The sequence below is a fragment of the Klebsiella sp. ZJOU C1 genome, from assembly GCF_035620215.1.
In the GTDB taxonomy this organism is placed as follows: domain Bacteria; phylum Pseudomonadota; class Gammaproteobacteria; order Enterobacterales; family Enterobacteriaceae; genus Klebsiella; species Klebsiella variicola.
Genome location: NZ_CP141644.1, coordinates 2,755,454 through 2,771,205, shown reverse-complemented (window position 1 = coordinate 2,771,205; position 15,752 = coordinate 2,755,454). Strand labels below are relative to the sequence as shown.

15 protein-coding genes are annotated in these 15,752 nt (G+C 56.0%); 11 read left to right on the top strand and 4 right to left on the bottom strand.

The genetic code is table 11. From position 1 onward, the window contains the following. Positions 1 to 140: 140 nt before the first annotated feature. Positions 141 to 3,746, top strand: a complete 3,606-nt coding sequence (uca, locus tag SPE70_RS13225) for an urea carboxylase (protein WP_064170241.1) — start codon at positions 141 to 143, stop codon at positions 3,744 to 3,746. Beyond that, entirely contained in the window at positions 3,743 to 5,539 is a 1,797-nt protein-coding gene (gene atzF, locus SPE70_RS13220; RefSeq protein WP_047666580.1) for an allophanate hydrolase, read from the top strand. The genes uca and atzF overlap by 4 nt, the downstream gene beginning before the upstream one ends. A gap of 42 nt (positions 5,540 to 5,581) precedes the next feature. On the opposite strand, the gene SPE70_RS13215 is transcribed toward atzF, so the two are convergent. Further along, a complete protein-coding gene (locus SPE70_RS13215) occupies positions 5,582 to 6,220 on the bottom strand; it encodes a hypothetical protein (protein ID WP_032740621.1) in 639 nt (212 codons plus the stop codon). A gap of 124 nt (positions 6,221 to 6,344) precedes the next feature. Beyond that, positions 6,345 to 7,010 (bottom strand): SDR family NAD(P)-dependent oxidoreductase, encoded by a 666-nt coding sequence (locus SPE70_RS13210; RefSeq protein WP_063105571.1) that lies wholly within the window; start codon positions 7,008 to 7,010, stop codon positions 6,345 to 6,347. A gap of 104 nt (positions 7,011 to 7,114) precedes the next feature. Here SPE70_RS13210 and SPE70_RS13205 point away from each other — a divergent pair, with 104 nt between their 5' ends. After that, positions 7,115 to 8,035 carry a LysR family transcriptional regulator gene (locus tag SPE70_RS13205; RefSeq protein WP_063105572.1) on the top strand — a complete coding sequence of 307 codons (921 nt, stop codon included), beginning with the start codon at positions 7,115 to 7,117 and terminating at the stop codon, positions 8,033 to 8,035. A gap of 36 nt (positions 8,036 to 8,071) precedes the next feature. Here the strand turns inward: SPE70_RS13205 and SPE70_RS13200 are convergent, their stop codons facing one another. Then, a complete protein-coding gene (locus SPE70_RS13200) occupies positions 8,072 to 9,124 on the bottom strand; it encodes a LacI family DNA-binding transcriptional regulator (RefSeq protein ID WP_032730998.1) in 1,053 nt (350 codons plus the stop codon). A gap of 217 nt (positions 9,125 to 9,341) precedes the next feature. On the opposite strand from SPE70_RS13200, the gene SPE70_RS13195 reads away from it, so the two are divergent. The 8 genes from SPE70_RS13195 (at position 9,342) to SPE70_RS13160 (ending at position 14,962) form a co-directional block, all read left to right on the top strand. Further along, positions 9,342 to 9,779, top strand: a complete 438-nt coding sequence (locus SPE70_RS13195) for a PTS sugar transporter subunit IIA (protein WP_023322630.1) — start codon at positions 9,342 to 9,344, stop codon at positions 9,777 to 9,779. Positions 9,780 to 9,790: 11 nt separating this feature from the next. Further along, positions 9,791 to 10,057 carry a PTS sugar transporter subunit IIB gene (locus SPE70_RS13190; RefSeq protein ID WP_012968203.1) on the top strand — a complete coding sequence of 89 codons (267 nt, stop codon included), beginning with the start codon at positions 9,791 to 9,793 and terminating at the stop codon, positions 10,055 to 10,057. Positions 10,058 to 10,087: 30 nt separating this feature from the next. Beyond that, positions 10,088 to 11,350, top strand: a complete 1,263-nt coding sequence (locus tag SPE70_RS13185) for a PTS ascorbate transporter subunit IIC (protein ID WP_012968204.1) — start codon at positions 10,088 to 10,090, stop codon at positions 11,348 to 11,350. 23 nt (positions 11,351 to 11,373) lie between these two features. Beyond that, positions 11,374 to 12,054, top strand: coding sequence for a D-allulose 6-phosphate 3-epimerase (gene alsE / locus SPE70_RS13180; protein ID WP_012968205.1), 681 nt, complete (start codon positions 11,374 to 11,376; stop codon positions 12,052 to 12,054). Positions 12,055 to 12,167: 113 nt separating this feature from the next. After that, positions 12,168 to 12,638 carry a PTS sugar transporter subunit IIA gene (locus SPE70_RS13175; protein WP_012968206.1) on the top strand — a complete coding sequence of 157 codons (471 nt, stop codon included), beginning with the start codon at positions 12,168 to 12,170 and terminating at the stop codon, positions 12,636 to 12,638. Between the two features lie 57 nt (positions 12,639 to 12,695). Further along, positions 12,696 to 13,007, top strand: coding sequence for a PTS fructose transporter subunit IIB (locus SPE70_RS13170; protein WP_004179922.1), 312 nt, complete (start codon positions 12,696 to 12,698; stop codon positions 13,005 to 13,007). Positions 13,008 to 13,049: 42 nt separating this feature from the next. Next, entirely contained in the window at positions 13,050 to 14,156 is a 1,107-nt protein-coding gene (locus SPE70_RS13165; protein ID WP_038422559.1) for a PTS fructose transporter subunit IIC, read from the top strand. A gap of 185 nt (positions 14,157 to 14,341) precedes the next feature. Next, on the top strand, positions 14,342 to 14,962 hold the full coding sequence (locus SPE70_RS13160; protein ID WP_016161052.1) for a LysE family translocator: 621 nt from the start codon (positions 14,342 to 14,344) through the stop codon (positions 14,960 to 14,962). 58 nt (positions 14,963 to 15,020) lie between these two features. Here the strand turns inward: SPE70_RS13160 and SPE70_RS13155 are convergent, their stop codons facing one another. Beyond that, positions 15,021 to 15,641 (bottom strand): helix-turn-helix transcriptional regulator, encoded by a 621-nt coding sequence (locus SPE70_RS13155; RefSeq protein ID WP_063105573.1) that lies wholly within the window; start codon positions 15,639 to 15,641, stop codon positions 15,021 to 15,023. Positions 15,642 to 15,752 lie beyond the last annotated feature (111 nt).

The window sequence follows — 15,752 nt, the reverse complement described above, 5'->3', positions numbered from 1 at the left end:
GCCTTTCGGCTGTTCGCCGTTCGCGCCGACCGCCTGAATCACACGCCGACGCGCCACGTTTAAGCGCCGGTTCCCCCGGGGACGACCTCAGGGAAAGACGAATTGTTGCGGGACGACCCGCTACGCTGTGAGTTCCGCTTATGTTTGATACCTTACTGATTGCCAACCGCGGGGCGATAGCCTGCCGCATTTTACGTACCCTGCGCGCCATGCAGGTGAAGGGGGTTGTCGTTTACGCCGAAGCCGACCTGAGCAGTCTGCACGTCCGCGAAGCGGATGAAGCACTCAGCCTTGGCGAGGGCCCGGCAGCGCAAACTTATCTGGTGGTAGAGAAGATCATTGCCGCCGCGCTGCAGAGCGGCGCCCGCGCCATCCATCCCGGCTACGGCTTTCTGTCGGAAAACGCCGCCTTCGCCGAAGCCTGTGAGGCGGCGGGACTGGCGTTTGTTGGCCCGACCCCGCAACAGCTGCGTACCTTCGGCCTGAAACATACCGCTCGCGCGCTGGCGAAGGCGGAGGGCGTGCCGCTGCTGGAGGGCAGTGAACTGCTGGCCGACAGCGAGGAAGCCTGCCAGGCGGCTGAGGCGGTGGGCTACCCGGTGATGCTCAAGAGCACGGCGGGCGGCGGGGGGATTGGCATGCGCGTCTGCCGCGACGCCCGCGAACTGAGCGAGGCGTTTGCCACGGTGCAGCGGCTGGGGCAAAACAACTTCAGCGATGCCGGGGTGTTTCTCGAAAAATATATCGAACGCGCCCGTCACCTGGAGGTGCAGATCTTCGGCGACGGTGAGGGGGAGGTTATCGCCCTCGGCGTGCGCGACTGCTCGCTGCAGCGGCGTAACCAGAAAGTGATTGAAGAGACCCCGGCGCCGAATTTGCCGGATGGGATGGCGCAGGCGCTGTGTAGCGCGGCCATTGCTCTCGGGAAAGCGGTGAACTACCGTAGCGCCGGCACGGTGGAGTTTGTCTACGACAGTGCGGCGCAGCGCTTCTATTTCCTTGAGGTCAATACCCGCCTGCAGGTGGAGCACGGCGTGACGGAGCAGGTGTGGGGCGTGGATCTGGTACGCTGGATGATCGCCCTGGCCGCAGGGGATTTACCGCCGCTGAGCGAGCTGGGCGCCGGGCTACAGCCCCGGGGCCATGCCATTCAGGCGCGAATTTACGCCGAAGATCCTGGCCGCCAGTTTCAGCCTTCGCCTGGACTGTTAACCGACGTCTGGTTTCCGCCGGCGGACGGCGCCACGCTGCGCATCGACCGCTGGGTGGAGGCCGGGTGTGAGGTGCCGCCGTTTTTCGACCCGCTGCTGGCGAAAGCTATCGTCTGGCGCCCCAGCCGCGATGAGGCAATCGCCGGCCTGGCGCAGGCCCTGGCGGAGACCCGCCTGTATGGCGTCGAAACCAACCGCTTATACCTGCAGCAGATCCTCGGCTTTGCGCCGTTTACCGCCGGAGAACCCTGGACCCGCTGCCTGGAGCAGTTGCGCTACCGGGCCGATACCGTGGAGGTTCTGAGCGCTGGCACCCAGACCAGCGTCCAGGACTATCCGGGACGTCTGGGGTACTGGGCGGTGGGCGTCCCGCCTTCGGGCCCGATGGATGACCGGGCGCTGCGCCTGGGCAACCGTCTGCTGGGCAATGCCGAGGGCGACGCCGCGCTGGAGATCACCCTTAGCGGACCCACCCTGAAATTTAATACCGCCGTACAGGCGGTGATCTGCGGCGCGCCGCTCACCGTCACGCTCGATGGCGCCGGGCAGGACATGAACTGCGTATTCACTATTCCGGCGGGGGCGACCCTCAGGCTGGGGGCAATAAACGGACCAGGCGTCAGAAGCTATCTCTGCCTGCGCGGCGGTATTCAGGTACCGGATTATTTGGGCAGTAAAAGCACCTTTACCCTCGGCCAGTTTGGCGGCCACGGCGGACGGGCTCTACGCGCTGGCGACGTGCTGCATCTTGCGCCTTTGGTTGAGACAGGGGAAGGCGCGGCGCTTCCCGCAGGGCTGCGCACCGCGCTGACGGACGTCCGTACGCTGCGGGTGATTTATGGTCCCCACGGCGCGCCGGAGTTCTTTGCCCCGGCGTATATGGCGACCTTTTTTGCCACCGACTGGGAAGTGCATTTTAACTCCAGCCGCACCGGCGTGCGCCTGATCGGGCCCAAGCCGGTCTGGGCCCGGGACAGCGGCGGCGAAGCCGGGCTGCATCCGTCGAATATTCATGACAACCCCTACGCCGTGGGGGCCGTGGATTTTACCGGCGATATGCCGGTGATCCTCGGGCCGGACGGCCCAAGCCTCGGAGGCTTCGTCTGTCCGGTCACGGTTATCGAAGCCGATCTCTGGCTACTGGGCCAGCTTAAGGCGGGGGATAAAGTGCGCTTTGTGGCGGTGGACGTCCCCACCGCCCGGCGGCTGGCGGCAGGTCGTCGCGCGGAGCTGGCGACCCTGCAGGCGCAGGACGTTGCCTGGCAGCCTGCGCCGCTCACCTCGCCGGTGGTGATGACCTGCGGTGACGCCGACAAACGCCTGGTGGCGCGCCTCTCCGGCGATACCCATCTGCTGCTGGAGGCCGGTGAGGCGGAGCTGGATCTGGTGCTGCGCTTTCGTATCCATGCCCTGATGCAGGCCCTTGAGGGGCAAGCCCGGGAGGGGATCATCGATATCACGCCGGGGATCCGCTCGCTGCAGCTGCATTTCCAGCCGGAAACGCTGGCGCTGGAGACCCTGCTGGCGTGGGTCAGCGGGGAGTGGGCCACGGTCTGCATGAGCGATGATCTGCAGGTTCCAACGCGGGTCGTGCATCTCCCGCTCTCCTGGGACGATCCGGCCTGCCGCAAGGCGATCGACAAATATATGACCACCGTCCGCCCGGACGCCCCGTGGTGCCCAAGCAACCTCGAGTTTATTCGCCGGATAAACGATCTGCCGGATGAGCAGGCCGTATGGAACACGGTGTTTGACGCCAGCTATCTGGTGATGGGCCTCGGCGATGTCTATCTCGGCGCGCCGGTGGCCACGCCCCTTGATCCGCGCCATCGGCTGGTCACCACCAAGTACAACCCGGCGCGAACCTGGACGGCGGAAAACTCGGTGGGCATCGGCGGGGCGTATCTGTGCGTCTACGGCATGGAAGGCCCGGGCGGCTATCAGTTTGTCGGCCGCACTCTGCAGATGTGGAATCGCTATCACGAGGTGGCCGATTTTGCCGGCAAGCCGTGGCTGCTGCGCTTTTTCGATCAGCTGCGTTTCTATCCGGTTTCGGCCGATGAACTGCTGGAGATTCGCCGCGATTTCCCGCTCGGTCGCTATCCGCTGCGCATCGAACACAGCACGCTGCGGCTGGCGGAATACCAGCAATTTCTCGCTCGCGAGGCGCAGAGCATTGACGCGTTTCGCGACCATCAGCAGCGGGCTTTTAACGCCGAACGCGATCGCTGGATCGCCAGCGGCCAGGCCCATTTCGACAGTCAGGAGAGCGCCGCAGAAGAAGCGGGCGATGCGCCGCTGCAACCGGGCGAGCAGGGGGTGGAAAGCCCGGTATCCGGTAATTTGTGGCAGGTACAGACCGAGGCCGGTCGTCTGGTGCGCGCCGGTGATGTGCTGGTGGTGCTTGAGTCGATGAAAATGGAGATCCCGCTGCTGGCGCCGTGCGATGGCAGGGTTCAGCAGGTCAATGTGCAGCCAGGCAGCGCGGTGCGTGCCGGGCAACGGGTGGCAGTGATTATTGAGGAGAAGGCATGATGCAGCAGACGTTTGATTTACGCCTGGCGACCCTGGCGGCGAACTATCGTAACGGCAACACCACCCCGCGGGCGCTGTTGGCGGCGATCCGCCAGCGGGCGGAAACGCTGAATCCCGAATTTAATCTGTTTATCCATCTCCTGAGCGAAGCGGAGCAGGCGCCGTTTCTCGCGGCGCTGGAAGGCCATTCGCCAGAGACGCTTCCGCTGTACGGCGTGCCGTTCGCGATCAAAGACAATATTGACCTTGCGGAGATCGTCACGACCGCTGCCTGCCCGGCGTTTGCATACCGGCCGACGCAAAGCGCGACCATTGTCGCGCAGCTGATTGCGCTGGGAGCCGTGCCGGTGGGCAAAACCAATCTCGACCAGTTTGCCACCGGCCTGAACGGAACCCGTTCGCCGTACGGACGTTGCCGCAACGCGTACCACCCGGCTTACCCCTCCGGTGGCTCCAGCGCCGGCTCCGCGCTGGCGGTAGCCCTGGGTGTCGCCAGCTTCGCGCTGGGGACCGACACCGCCGGCAGCGGTCGCGTTCCGGCCGGGCTGAATAACCTGGTGGGGCTGAAAGCGACGAAAGGGGTGATCTCCACCGCCGGGGTCGTCCCTGCCTGTCGCACGCTGGACTGTGTGACCTTTTTCAGCGCTACCGCCGACGAGGCCAGCCAACTGCTGGCGCTGGTTGCCCGGACCGATCCGCAGGATAGCTACAGCCGCCGCAATCCCCAGTGGAACAGCCGGCAGGCCTTTGGCAGGCCGTCCGCCGGGTTTCGCTTTGGCGTTCCGCAGACGCTGAACTTCCTCGGTTGCCGCGCCAGCGAAGCGCTGTTCGCCCAGGCCGTGCAGCGGCTGACGGCGCTCGGCGGCGTGCCGGTAGCGATCGATTTCGCGCCATTTCTGGCCGCCGCCCGCCTGCTGTATGACGGACCGTGGGTTGCTGAACGCTATGCGGTGGCCGGGCCGCTGATTGAGCAGCAGCCGGATGCCGTGCTGCCGGTGATTCGCGACGTGCTGGCGAAAGCGCCTGCTATCGACGCGACGGCGACCTTTAAGGCGATGTATCAGCTGCAGGGGTATAAAGCGCAGTGCGATGCCATCCTTGATACGCTGGACTGCGTGCTGACGCCAACCTTTCCGCGCCCGGTGACGCTCGACGAGCTGGCGGCGGAGCCGATCGCCCGCAACGCCGATCTGGGCTACTACACCAACTTTATGAACCTGCTGGACTATGCGGCGGTGAGTGTGCCGTGCGGGTTTATGCCTGACGGATTGCCCTCCGGCGTCACGCTGTTTGGCCGGGCGTTTACCGATCAGTATTTGCTGAGCCTGGCCGACGCCTTCCAGCGCGCGGAGCGGCTGCCGCTGGCAGGCGGCGCGCGGCTGGAGAGCCCGCCGCCTGCGCATTCCGCAGGCCATGACCGGATGGCACTGGCGGTATGCGGTGCGCATCTGGCCGGTCTGCCCTTAAACGGTCAATTGCTGGCGCGGGGCGGTCGGTTGCTGCAGGCGACCCACAGCGCGCCACGCTATCGTTTGTACGCGCTCGCGGATGGCAAGCGCCCGGCGATGGTGCGTGACGAGCGCGACGGCGCGGCGATAGCGGTGGAAGTCTGGGAGATACCCAGCGCCGAGGTGGGGTCGCTGCTGGCCGCTATTCCCGCGCCGCTGGGGCTGGGACAGGTTGAGCTGGCCGACGGCCGATGGGTGACGGGCTTTATTTGCGAAGCCGCCGGGCTGGGGGAGGCCACGGAAATCACTGCCTGGGGCGGCTGGCGTCAGTGGCTTACCAGGTAAACGGAACATCCTCTGCGGTAGCGCCGCAGAGGGAACCCTCGCTTATAGCGGGCTGTTCTCATCGAGCAGGGTGATGCTCCAGACGCGGGCGTGCGTGTCATCGATGCGATAGTAGCTTTTCACGCTTGCCGTGCCGCCGATGGCGTAGCCCACCAGAGCGACAATGTTGAGCTGATGCCCTTGCTTATCGGTAAACGCATAATACTCATCCAGCACATAACCGCTGGCGCTGGCTGCTGATTCCAGACGATCGTCCCTGGCTTTCAGGTCCGGGGTATAGTCGGCGATGGTTTTCCCCACATAGTTTTTGGCGACGTCCTGCTTTTCGTCATCGCTGACGATAAACGCCGCACTGGCAGGAAAGTGCTGAACCACCTCAGCCAGGGTTGGTTTCGGCGCAGCAGAGGGGAATAACGTATGATCGATGGTGTAGGCCTGTAGCCAGCAGGAGAATAACGCCGCTTCCGCCGCACGGCCATCCGGGTCGGAAAGCCCGGGCAGCGCATCGACGGTCTCTCCCGCTTTACGCAGCGCAATGAAATCGGCACAGGAAGAGACCCGTGCCTGATTCTGATCGCTCAACACCAGCGTCAGGGGAGACTGGTTAATCTCAAGCTCGCCCGCCGCCAGCACCGGCGTGCTCAACAATAACGTCACCGCCATACCGATAAAATATTTCATCACATAGCCTCCATGAATATCGTCGTATCCTGATCCGAGGTGACAGGGAAAGCAAGCGATGGATGACGTTTCTTCCGCACGTCCGGGCGATGGCTCCCGGACGCCAGGCGACGGCCGGGGAGGGTTACTGATGGTGTGAGGCGGGATAAAACGCTTCCGCTGTCCATTGCGCGGATGGCTGGCGATATTGCTGCCAGAACAGATCGGCAATCTCCCGGGCTTCGGCGGAACCCGGCGTGACGTAGGCCCCCACCGTCACGATGGAAAGATGAATATTTTGCGCTTTCAATACCGGGAAAAGGCCATGCGTCAGATTAAGCAGCCCGGCTTTGCCGACGCTCAGCGTCAGATACTCCGGGTGGGGCTGTGTGGCAAACATCCCGCCAGTCAGCAGGATCGCACCTTCTCCACGCGCGGCCATCCGCGGAGAGACCGCTTTGATGGCAGCATATACCGCGCCAATATTAGTGGTGAGATCCTGAATGAAGCCTGCCACCGACTGGGTCTCCAGATTACCGTCATGCATGGCCGCGGCATTGAAATGCAGCACATCCACGCCGCCGGTTTCCTCCTCTACCTCACGAATGAGTTCCGCGATACTGATGATATCGCTGGCGTCCGCCACGCGGCCTTCCGCGGCAAATCCAGCCGCTCTCAACTGGTCGGCCTGCGCCGCCACATTGCTTTTATTGCGAGAAGACAGTATTACCCGGAATCCCTCACCGGCAAATCGTGAGGCCGTCGCCATTCCCATCCCAGGACCGGACCCAATACTCAAAAACGTTTTCATAGGCTGCTCTCACTGTAGGTTGAAGAGCCGCTATGTTAATAGACCAACAGATCGCTGATAATCAGCCTTATTTGCAAATGATTAATGTGCAGGGTGCAGGAATCATGTTCGATGATTTTGATGAGCTGATGGCGTTTGTCTGTGTGGCTGAGGCAGGGAGTTTTATCGGGGCCAGCCTCAGGCTGGAGCGGGATGCGTCGGTGATTTCCCGCCGGGTCAGCCACCTTGAGAAAAAACTGGGTGTCCGGTTGCTGGTGCGTACCACCCGTAGCGTAACGCTGACTGAAGCCGGGACCTGGTTTTTGCAGCGCGCCCGCACGGCGCTGGATGAGCTCAGCGCCGCCAGCCGGGAAGTAGGCGACTTCGCTGCCACCCCACAGGGAACGTTGCGGGTCTCACTGCCGGTGACCTTTGGCCGGGAGCTGATTGCCCCGATGTTTCCTGATTTCCTGCAGGCGTATCCGGATATTCGCCTTGATGCCCATTTTCTCGATCGACGAGTCGATATTGTCGCGGAGGGGTTTGATGCGGTGATCCGCCTGGGAAACCTGCGGGACAGTACCTTAACCGGGCGCGAGCTGGGGGCATTTCGCAGCCAGTTGATTGCTTCGCCGGCCTATCTGCAACGCTACGGTGAACCGACTCATCCTGAGCAACTGGCAGCCCATCGGTGCCTCGGCTTTACCCACCATCCGGACTGGCCCTACTGGATCCTCGAGAATGGTCGGGAGCATATCCAGGTGACGCCAGATGGCCCCCTCACCACCAATATCAGTGAAGCGCTGCTGACGGCGGTCATTCGCGCAACCGGGATCGCACTGCTGCCGGGATGGATGGTTAATCAGGCGGTGCAGTGCGGGGAACTGGTCCGCGTGCTGCCCGACTGGCGCAGCGCGGCGCGGGTTAGCGTTTATGCCCTGATGCCGCCCGGCACGCTGGTTCCCGCCAAGACCCGGGTATTTATCGACGCGGTATGCCAGCAGCTGGCGTCATCCCCGCTGTGGCAGGACGAGTTGAAGCGATAAGCGGGGGGTGCCGATAGAGCAAGCCACGGATGGCGGTTATACCGCGGTACTGGCCCGGACTTTGAGTACTGACGGAATTTCAATAAACTTTTCACAAGGTTTATCGTTGAGCAGGTCGAGAAGCGCTTTCCCGGCCTTCACCCCAATGTCATGCCAGGGAAATTCAACGGTTGTCAGGGCAGGGGAACAGACTGTCGATAATACCCCGCCGCCTAAACTCGCAATGGCTACGGTATTGGGCACTTTGATCCCGGCGCTGTGGCAGGCCATCATGCATCCACACGCCATTTCATCCGATGTGCAAATTAGCGCATCCAGATCGCCCCAGGTGATCATCATATCCTTGAAAATATTCACCCCTGTGGCAATGGTGGAAGGCAAATGAGTGGTCACTACCCGATGCGGAGAACGGTTAAGGGCCAGCATCGCCGTATTCCAGCCGCTCAGGAGCTGGCGAAACATTGTATTGTTGGCCGGGGTACACAGTAACGCGATATTTTTTAATGAGGCGTCCGCCAGGTGGGTCACGATCTGTTTCACAGCCTTACCGTAATCCACACCGATGCACATGCCAACAGACTGCGTATTTAACGCGCCAATTTCCAGGATAGGCACATCTACGTTGGCCAGCAGCTGGGTACAGCTCTCAATGGTGTCGATATTAAACTGAATAATCGCTGCCGGGTTATAGGCGAGCATTTTTTCAAACGTTTTTTGTTCGCTTTGGCCGTCATGACCGGATTCCATAAACATCATGGTATAGCCGCGTTCAGTCAGGATCTTTTGTAACGCCTCCGACACCGGCAAAAAACCTGGCGAAGAGAAGGTGGGGACGACGGCCAGAATGAGATCGGAATGGACCGACGCCAGATTACGCGCCTGGAGATTGGGGACATAGCCGAGTTGGCTTACTGCCGCATCAATACGGTCGCGAAGGTCAGGGTTGACTTTTTCAGGCATTCTCAGCGCACGCGAGACGGTCATGGCGCTCACGCCGACAAACTCAGCCACTTCGGTCAGGGTTATCTTCCCAGTTCCCTTACGACGTTTTTCTTTCGGGCTATTGTCTGCGTCTAGACTCTTCACCAGGATCACCAACCGTTTGAAAAATAAAAAGTAACAAAAGTAAATCGTTGATACACATTATAACTTACCACAGCGAGGGGGAAAGCACATTATAACCAGTGTTAGCGGTAACTCATTTTTTAACATTTTTGCTTGTTAGCGCTAACTTTGGGAGGTGTATCACAGTTGCATTTTATTTAGCTGTTTATAGTTCAGCACATGGGACCCCTCGGGAGTGCATATGATTAGAGACTGGTTAACCCCGGATAAAATTAATGTCATTAACTCAATAGATAACTGGAAAAATGCCGTTCGACTCTCAGCAGAACCTTTGCTGGCGCAGGGGTATATGGCAGAGCACTATATTGAGGCGATTTTGAAAAGCCATGAAGAACTTGGGCCTTATTATCTATTAGCCCCGGGATTAGCAATGCCCCATGCCCGCCCTGAACAAGGTGCATTGAGGAATGGATTATCGCTCCTTCATATTAAAGAGGGCATATCATTTGGCTCAACGGAGAACGACCCGGTATACGTGATTATTATGCTATGCGCTCGTTCCGGGAATGAACATATCACGATGATCGGTGAACTGGCAGAACTCTTTAGCGATCAGCAAAAGCTAGAACGATTGTTAAAAGCCGATGATATTAAGGCAATTCAGGCTGTTATTGACTGAAGGAAAAGAGAATGAAAAAAGTACTCATCGTCTGCGGCAATGGTTTAGGCAGCAGCTTTATCGTTGAAATGAATGTCAAAAAAATTCTTGCCGAAATGAATAAAGAGGCTGAAGTCGCGCATACCGACCTGACGTCAGCGAAAAGCGAAACGGCGGACCTTATTCTGAGCGCCAACGATATTGCCGAACATTTAGTTGGTCATTCCGCAAAGGTTGTTGGATTAAGTAATTTACTCGACAACAATAAAATCAAAGAGATTTTAGCAGAACACATTTAAGCAACGGCTTTCTGAACCGTGGAGTTTAATATGCTTCATTTCCTTATTTATGATGTGTTAGGGACACCGGCAATTCTGGTTGGATTGTTTTCTCTGATCGGTCTGCTGTTGCAAAAAAAAGGAATTTCAGATGTTATTTCAGGAACACTGAAAACCATCATGGGCTTTGTTATTTTAACGGCAGGCGCCGGTATCATTGCCTATACATTAACCATTTTTAGCCAGCTGTTTGAACATTCATTTCATATTCAGGGGGTGGTCCCTAACACCGACGCGATGGCCGCGCTGGCGCAGAAGAATTATGGCACGGAAACCGCCACAATCATGGTGTTGGGCATGTTGATCAATATCGCCCTGGCGCGTCTGACGCCATTAAAGTACATCTTTTTAACGGGCCACCACACGCTCTATATGGCAGCGATGCTGGCGGTGATCTTGTCAGTCGGGGGATTGTCGGGGGGTTGGGTGGTGGCCATCGGGGCGGTGATTCTCGGCGCGATGATGGTGATCTCTCCGGCGATCTTGCAGCCGTTTACCCGTAAAATTACCAATACCGACGATCTGGCTCTCGGCCATTTTGGCTCTATTGGTTATCTGCTTTCCGCGCTGGTGGGCAAAGTCGTCGGGAAAGGTAGCCCCTCGATTGAAGAAATTAAAGTGCCTAAGTCACTCAATTTTCTTCGCGACTCGTCGGTGGCCATCTCTCTCACCATGATGATTCTGTTCCTGGTGCTGGTGGTCGTCGCGGGCAAAACCTTTGTCGAGGAGACACTGAGTGCCGGTCAGAACTTTATTATCTTCGCCATTATTCAGTCCCTCACTTTTGCTGCGGGGGTTTATATCATCCTCGCCGGTGTGCGTATGGTGATTGCCGAAATTGTGCCAGCGTTTAAAGGTATTGCAGACAAATTAGTGAAAGATGCGAAGCCGGCGCTCGACTGCCCGACGGTGTTTCCCTTTGCTCCCAATGCCGTCATCGTCGGGTTTCTCGCAAGCTTTGTCGCGGGCCTGGTCAGCATGTTTCTCTGCCCGCTGTTCGGTTTGAGCGTCATCGTTCCAGGGCTGGTTCCTCATTTCTTCTGCGGGGCAACGGCTGGCGTTTACGGCAATATCACTGGCGGACGTCGCGGGGCAGTGGTGGGGGCATTTGCCCACGGCCTGCTCATTTCGTTCCTGCCGGCCATCCTTTTGCCAATGATGGGAGACATGGGCCTGGGGTCTACAACCTTTGGCGATGCAGACTTTGGCGTTGTCGGCATCGTTCTGGGGCATATTATCGCAATGTTTAACTAACTGTTTATTATCGGAGATGGTTTATGAGCGCGAAATTTTCACCCTCACTGATGTGCATGGATTTAACGCAGTTCAAAGAACAGATCACGGCAATGAATAAAAAAGCGGATTTTTATCACGTTGATATAATGGATGGTAATTACGTCCGCAATATCACACTGTCTCCCTTTTTTATTGAGAACCTGAAAAAAATCACTACCGTTCCCATCGATGTCCATCTGATGGTGAACCATCCGGAAGATATTATTCCCATGTGTCTCGAGGCCGGCGCCGATATCATTAGCTTTCATCCCGAGACGGCGAATAACAAAATTTTCCGCCTGCTGAATCAGATCAAGGATGCAGGCAAGCAATGCGGGGTGGTGTTGAACCCGGCGACACCGGCTGAAAGTATTGCTGAATATGCGCACCTGTTGGATAAAGTGACGGTCATGTCAGTTGATCCGGGCTATGCCGGACAAAAGTTTATTCCTGAATCGCTGAACAAGATAAGAAAGCTCATCAGTATGCGCAAAAATAATGGCTATCACTATCTGACAGAAATTGATGGCTCCTGCAATGCAAAAACGTTTGGCCAGATTGCCGAATCCGGTGTGGATGTCTTTATCGTAGGGACATCGGGTCTGTTTTCTCTCCATGAGGATGTCAGCCAGGCATGGGACAGAATGATCGAGATTTTCCAGCGTGAAACCGTCGCTGCCTAATTAATTTTTTTACGAACCACAGCATATATTTAAAAAAAATTAAAAGACCTGCATCCCGCCAGCGATGCCTGCTCTGTTATTCAACGACCACTCTATATGAATGCGGGTGAATTATGGATATTTCGACAGTGCTTAATGTTAAAAACATCAAGTTAAATATGACCGCCAGAACGAAAGAAGAGGTGATAGAAGAACTCACCGATTTACTAGTACAGGATGGTGCGGTGACTAATAAGGAGGACTTTATTCGTGATGTCTGGTTACGTGAGGAGCAAGGCTCTACCGGTTTTGAAAATCATATTGCGATCCCGCATGGCAAATCTTCCGGTGTTTCCCGTACCGCATTAGCCATCGGACGCACGCAACATACCATTCCCTGGGAGACCATGGATGGCAGCGATGTTCGCTGTATTATTTTATTTGCGGTTTGCCTGGTGGATCAAAATGCAACTCATATTCGCCTGTTAGCGCAAGTGTCCGGGTCACTGGCCGACGAAGACATTATCGCTAAATTACTGGTTGAATCTGATCCATATAAAATCATTGCGCTTTTCAATTCAGAAACTGAAAGCACCGAAGCGTAATATGTAGTTGTTAACATTCTTTTATATCATTATTAAATGAATTAACGGAGAATCGTGATGAATATTGTCGGAGTTACCGCCTGTACGGTGGGGATTGCACACACCTATATTGCTCAAAAGAAAATTGAAACAGCCGCCAAAAAAGCCGGTCATAACGTTAAAATCGAGACCCAAGGGACCATCGGCATTGAGAATCAGTTAACCGCTGATGAGATTGCCATGGCAGATATTGTTCTGCTTGCCGCGGATGTTAAAGTGACGGGAGAAGAACGGTTTGCGGGTAAGAAAGTGGTCAAAGTCGCCACGGAAACGGCAGTGAAATCCCCCAATAAACTGATTGAAAAACTCAGTGAAATAGTCAATTCATAATTTTATTTCGGCCTGCTGACTCTATACTTAAGGGCGTAATTTATGTCTCTAAAACAAATATGGCAAGCAGCAAATCCTAAAGGACATCTGCTGACCGCTATCTCATTTCTGATCCCCATTGTCTGTGGTGCTGGGTTTATTATTGCCATCGGCATGGGGCTTGGTGGAACGGTGCAGGACACGTTAACGCCGGGGCAATTTGATTTATGGCAGGCGATGGCCACTCTGGGCGCTAAGGCGCTTGGGCTGTTGCCGGTGGTCATTGCGGTGGGTATTTCCGGCTCGATTGCTGGCAAGCCGGGCATCGCACCAGGATTTGTCGTCGGGCTGGCGGCGAACACCATCAGCGCAGGCTTTATCGGCGGGATGATCGGTGGCTACATTGCCGGCTATATCGCGCTGGCGATCATTAAAAACGTCAAGGTGCCTGACTGGGCTCGCGGTTTGATGCCAACGTTGATCGTGCCCTTTTTTGCCTCCATTATCAGCTGCCTGATTATGGTCTATATCATTGGTACGCCTATCGGTATCTTTACGGAAGCGCTGACATCTTTCCTGAGAAGTATGGGCACGTCATCGAATCTTGTGTTGGGCGCAGTGATAGGCGCTCTGTGTATTGTTGACTTTGGCGGCCCGCTTAATAAGACATGCTTTGCCTTCGTTCTCACGCTGCAGGCGCAGGGAATAAATGAGCCGATTACCGCGCTTCAGTTAGTTAACACCGCAACGCCTATTGGTTTCGGCCTGGCTTTCTTCATTGCTAAGCTTCTGCGTAAGAACATCTATAACAGTGAAGAAGTGGAAACCTTAAAATCGGCGGTTCCAATGGGGATTGTTAATATCGTTGAAGGCTCTATCCCGATCGTCATGAACGATATCGTCCGCGGTATCGCCGCCGCGGCCATCGGTGGCGCGTGCGGTGGCGCAGTCACCATGGTGTATGGTGCGGATGCCACGGTGCCTTTTGGTGGGGTACTGATGATCCCCACCATGTCACACCCGATGGCTGGCATTATGGCCCTGCTGGTGAATATTGTTGTTACCGCCACGGTTTATGCTGTCATCAAAAAAGATATTCCGCGTGATGTGATGGTTACTCATGATCACGAAGAAGAGGATATCGACCTTGATGATATTAAAGTGAGCTAACTTACCCCTGTATTATTTTATCAATGGCGTTGAGCTAGTCCTGCAAATCAGCCCATAACCGAGGGGTCCTTAGTTATGGGCTGAGTTGCGTCAGGTAGACGGCTGGGTAAAAGTGGAGCAGGGTGAACATTGTTGTTGCAAAAATGTGAATGCTTCAGTAGCCTTGTCTCTTTCGGAGACAGGAAATGCTCGTCACTGATTCACTTCTTGCTTACACCCTCGCAGCCACACTGCTTACCCTGACGCCAGGTCTTGATACTGCTCTTATTCTCCGCACGGCGACCGCTGAAGGGGGACGCAAAGCCTTACATGCCGCGTTAGGCATTGATCTTGGATGCTTTATCTGGGGCGCGCTGGTGGCCTTTGGTTTAGGTGCGCTACTGGCGGTTTCTGAGTTGGCTTATACCTTATTGAAATGGTGCGGAGCAGGATACCTTTGCTGGCTGGGCATCCAGTTGCTCCTGCGCCCACGCCAGCAATTTAACACCCACCCGGCCGAATCAGATTCCACGAGTAACTGGTTCCTGCGTGGGATGCTGGGAAATGTGCTTAACCCCAAAATGGGCGTCTTCTACGTTTCGTTTTTGCCCCAGTTTATCCCCGCCGGGCATTCACCCGTCAGCTGGACCTTTCTCCTGGTCACCATCCATGTATTGATTGGGACGCTGTGGTCATTAACGCTGATTACCGCCACTCGCTATGCCGCCGGCATCCTGAAAAAACCAGCCGTGGTGAAATGGATGGACCGGACAACCGGCTGCCTGTTTCTGCTATTTGCCGCGAAGCTGGCCATGAGCCGCCGGTAGTCACGCAGGGGCGTATGCCCCTGTATCAGTTGTTTTTATCACCTTTGCTATCATTGAGTTATATATTTATAAAGCCACCTGGCCAGGCGCAATTTTTGGTCAGTTTATTGAGCAGGAGCATTAGCTCATAATCGTTGCGTAAGTTAAATTTTCTCATGACCATATATTTATGCGCATAGACCGTTTTCTCACTAATCATGAGTTCGTCTGCAATTTGCTGGACCGACATCCCCTCATATAAACAGGTCATGATGCGGATCTGCTGTGGAGACAGCCTGGTGGGCTGGCAATCACAACAGGACATGGATGACTGTCGCGTATTTGTCTGCTGCAGCCGGAGCCAGGCACCGTGCAATGATGTACGTAACCGCGTGACGGAATCCCGACGAGAAATAAAGATAATATCCTGAAAACAAGAAGGTAAAGCCGTAACACGCGTATCATCATCAACAACGCCAATCACAATCCCTTTTTTTCGCTCCTGCAGTTCAGGACAGCAAATAAAACACTCTCCTGGACATAATGCCAGCACAATGACGTCCGCTACCTTCACACTTTCCGACGTAAAGTTAAAATTGAAATCAACTTTGGTATTGTGTTGGGAAAAGAAATCACTAAATAAAAAGGTCAGTCCACGCTGAAAGAGGGTATCCGGCTCTTTTATTACAATATTAACCATTTACCATACCGAAACATAATAGCTCTCCTGAATGTGGGTAATAGATGCAGTATGTACTATCACCCGGTTAGTTCCCTGAAGAGGAAAACGACTAGCGCGCATAGGATCCTC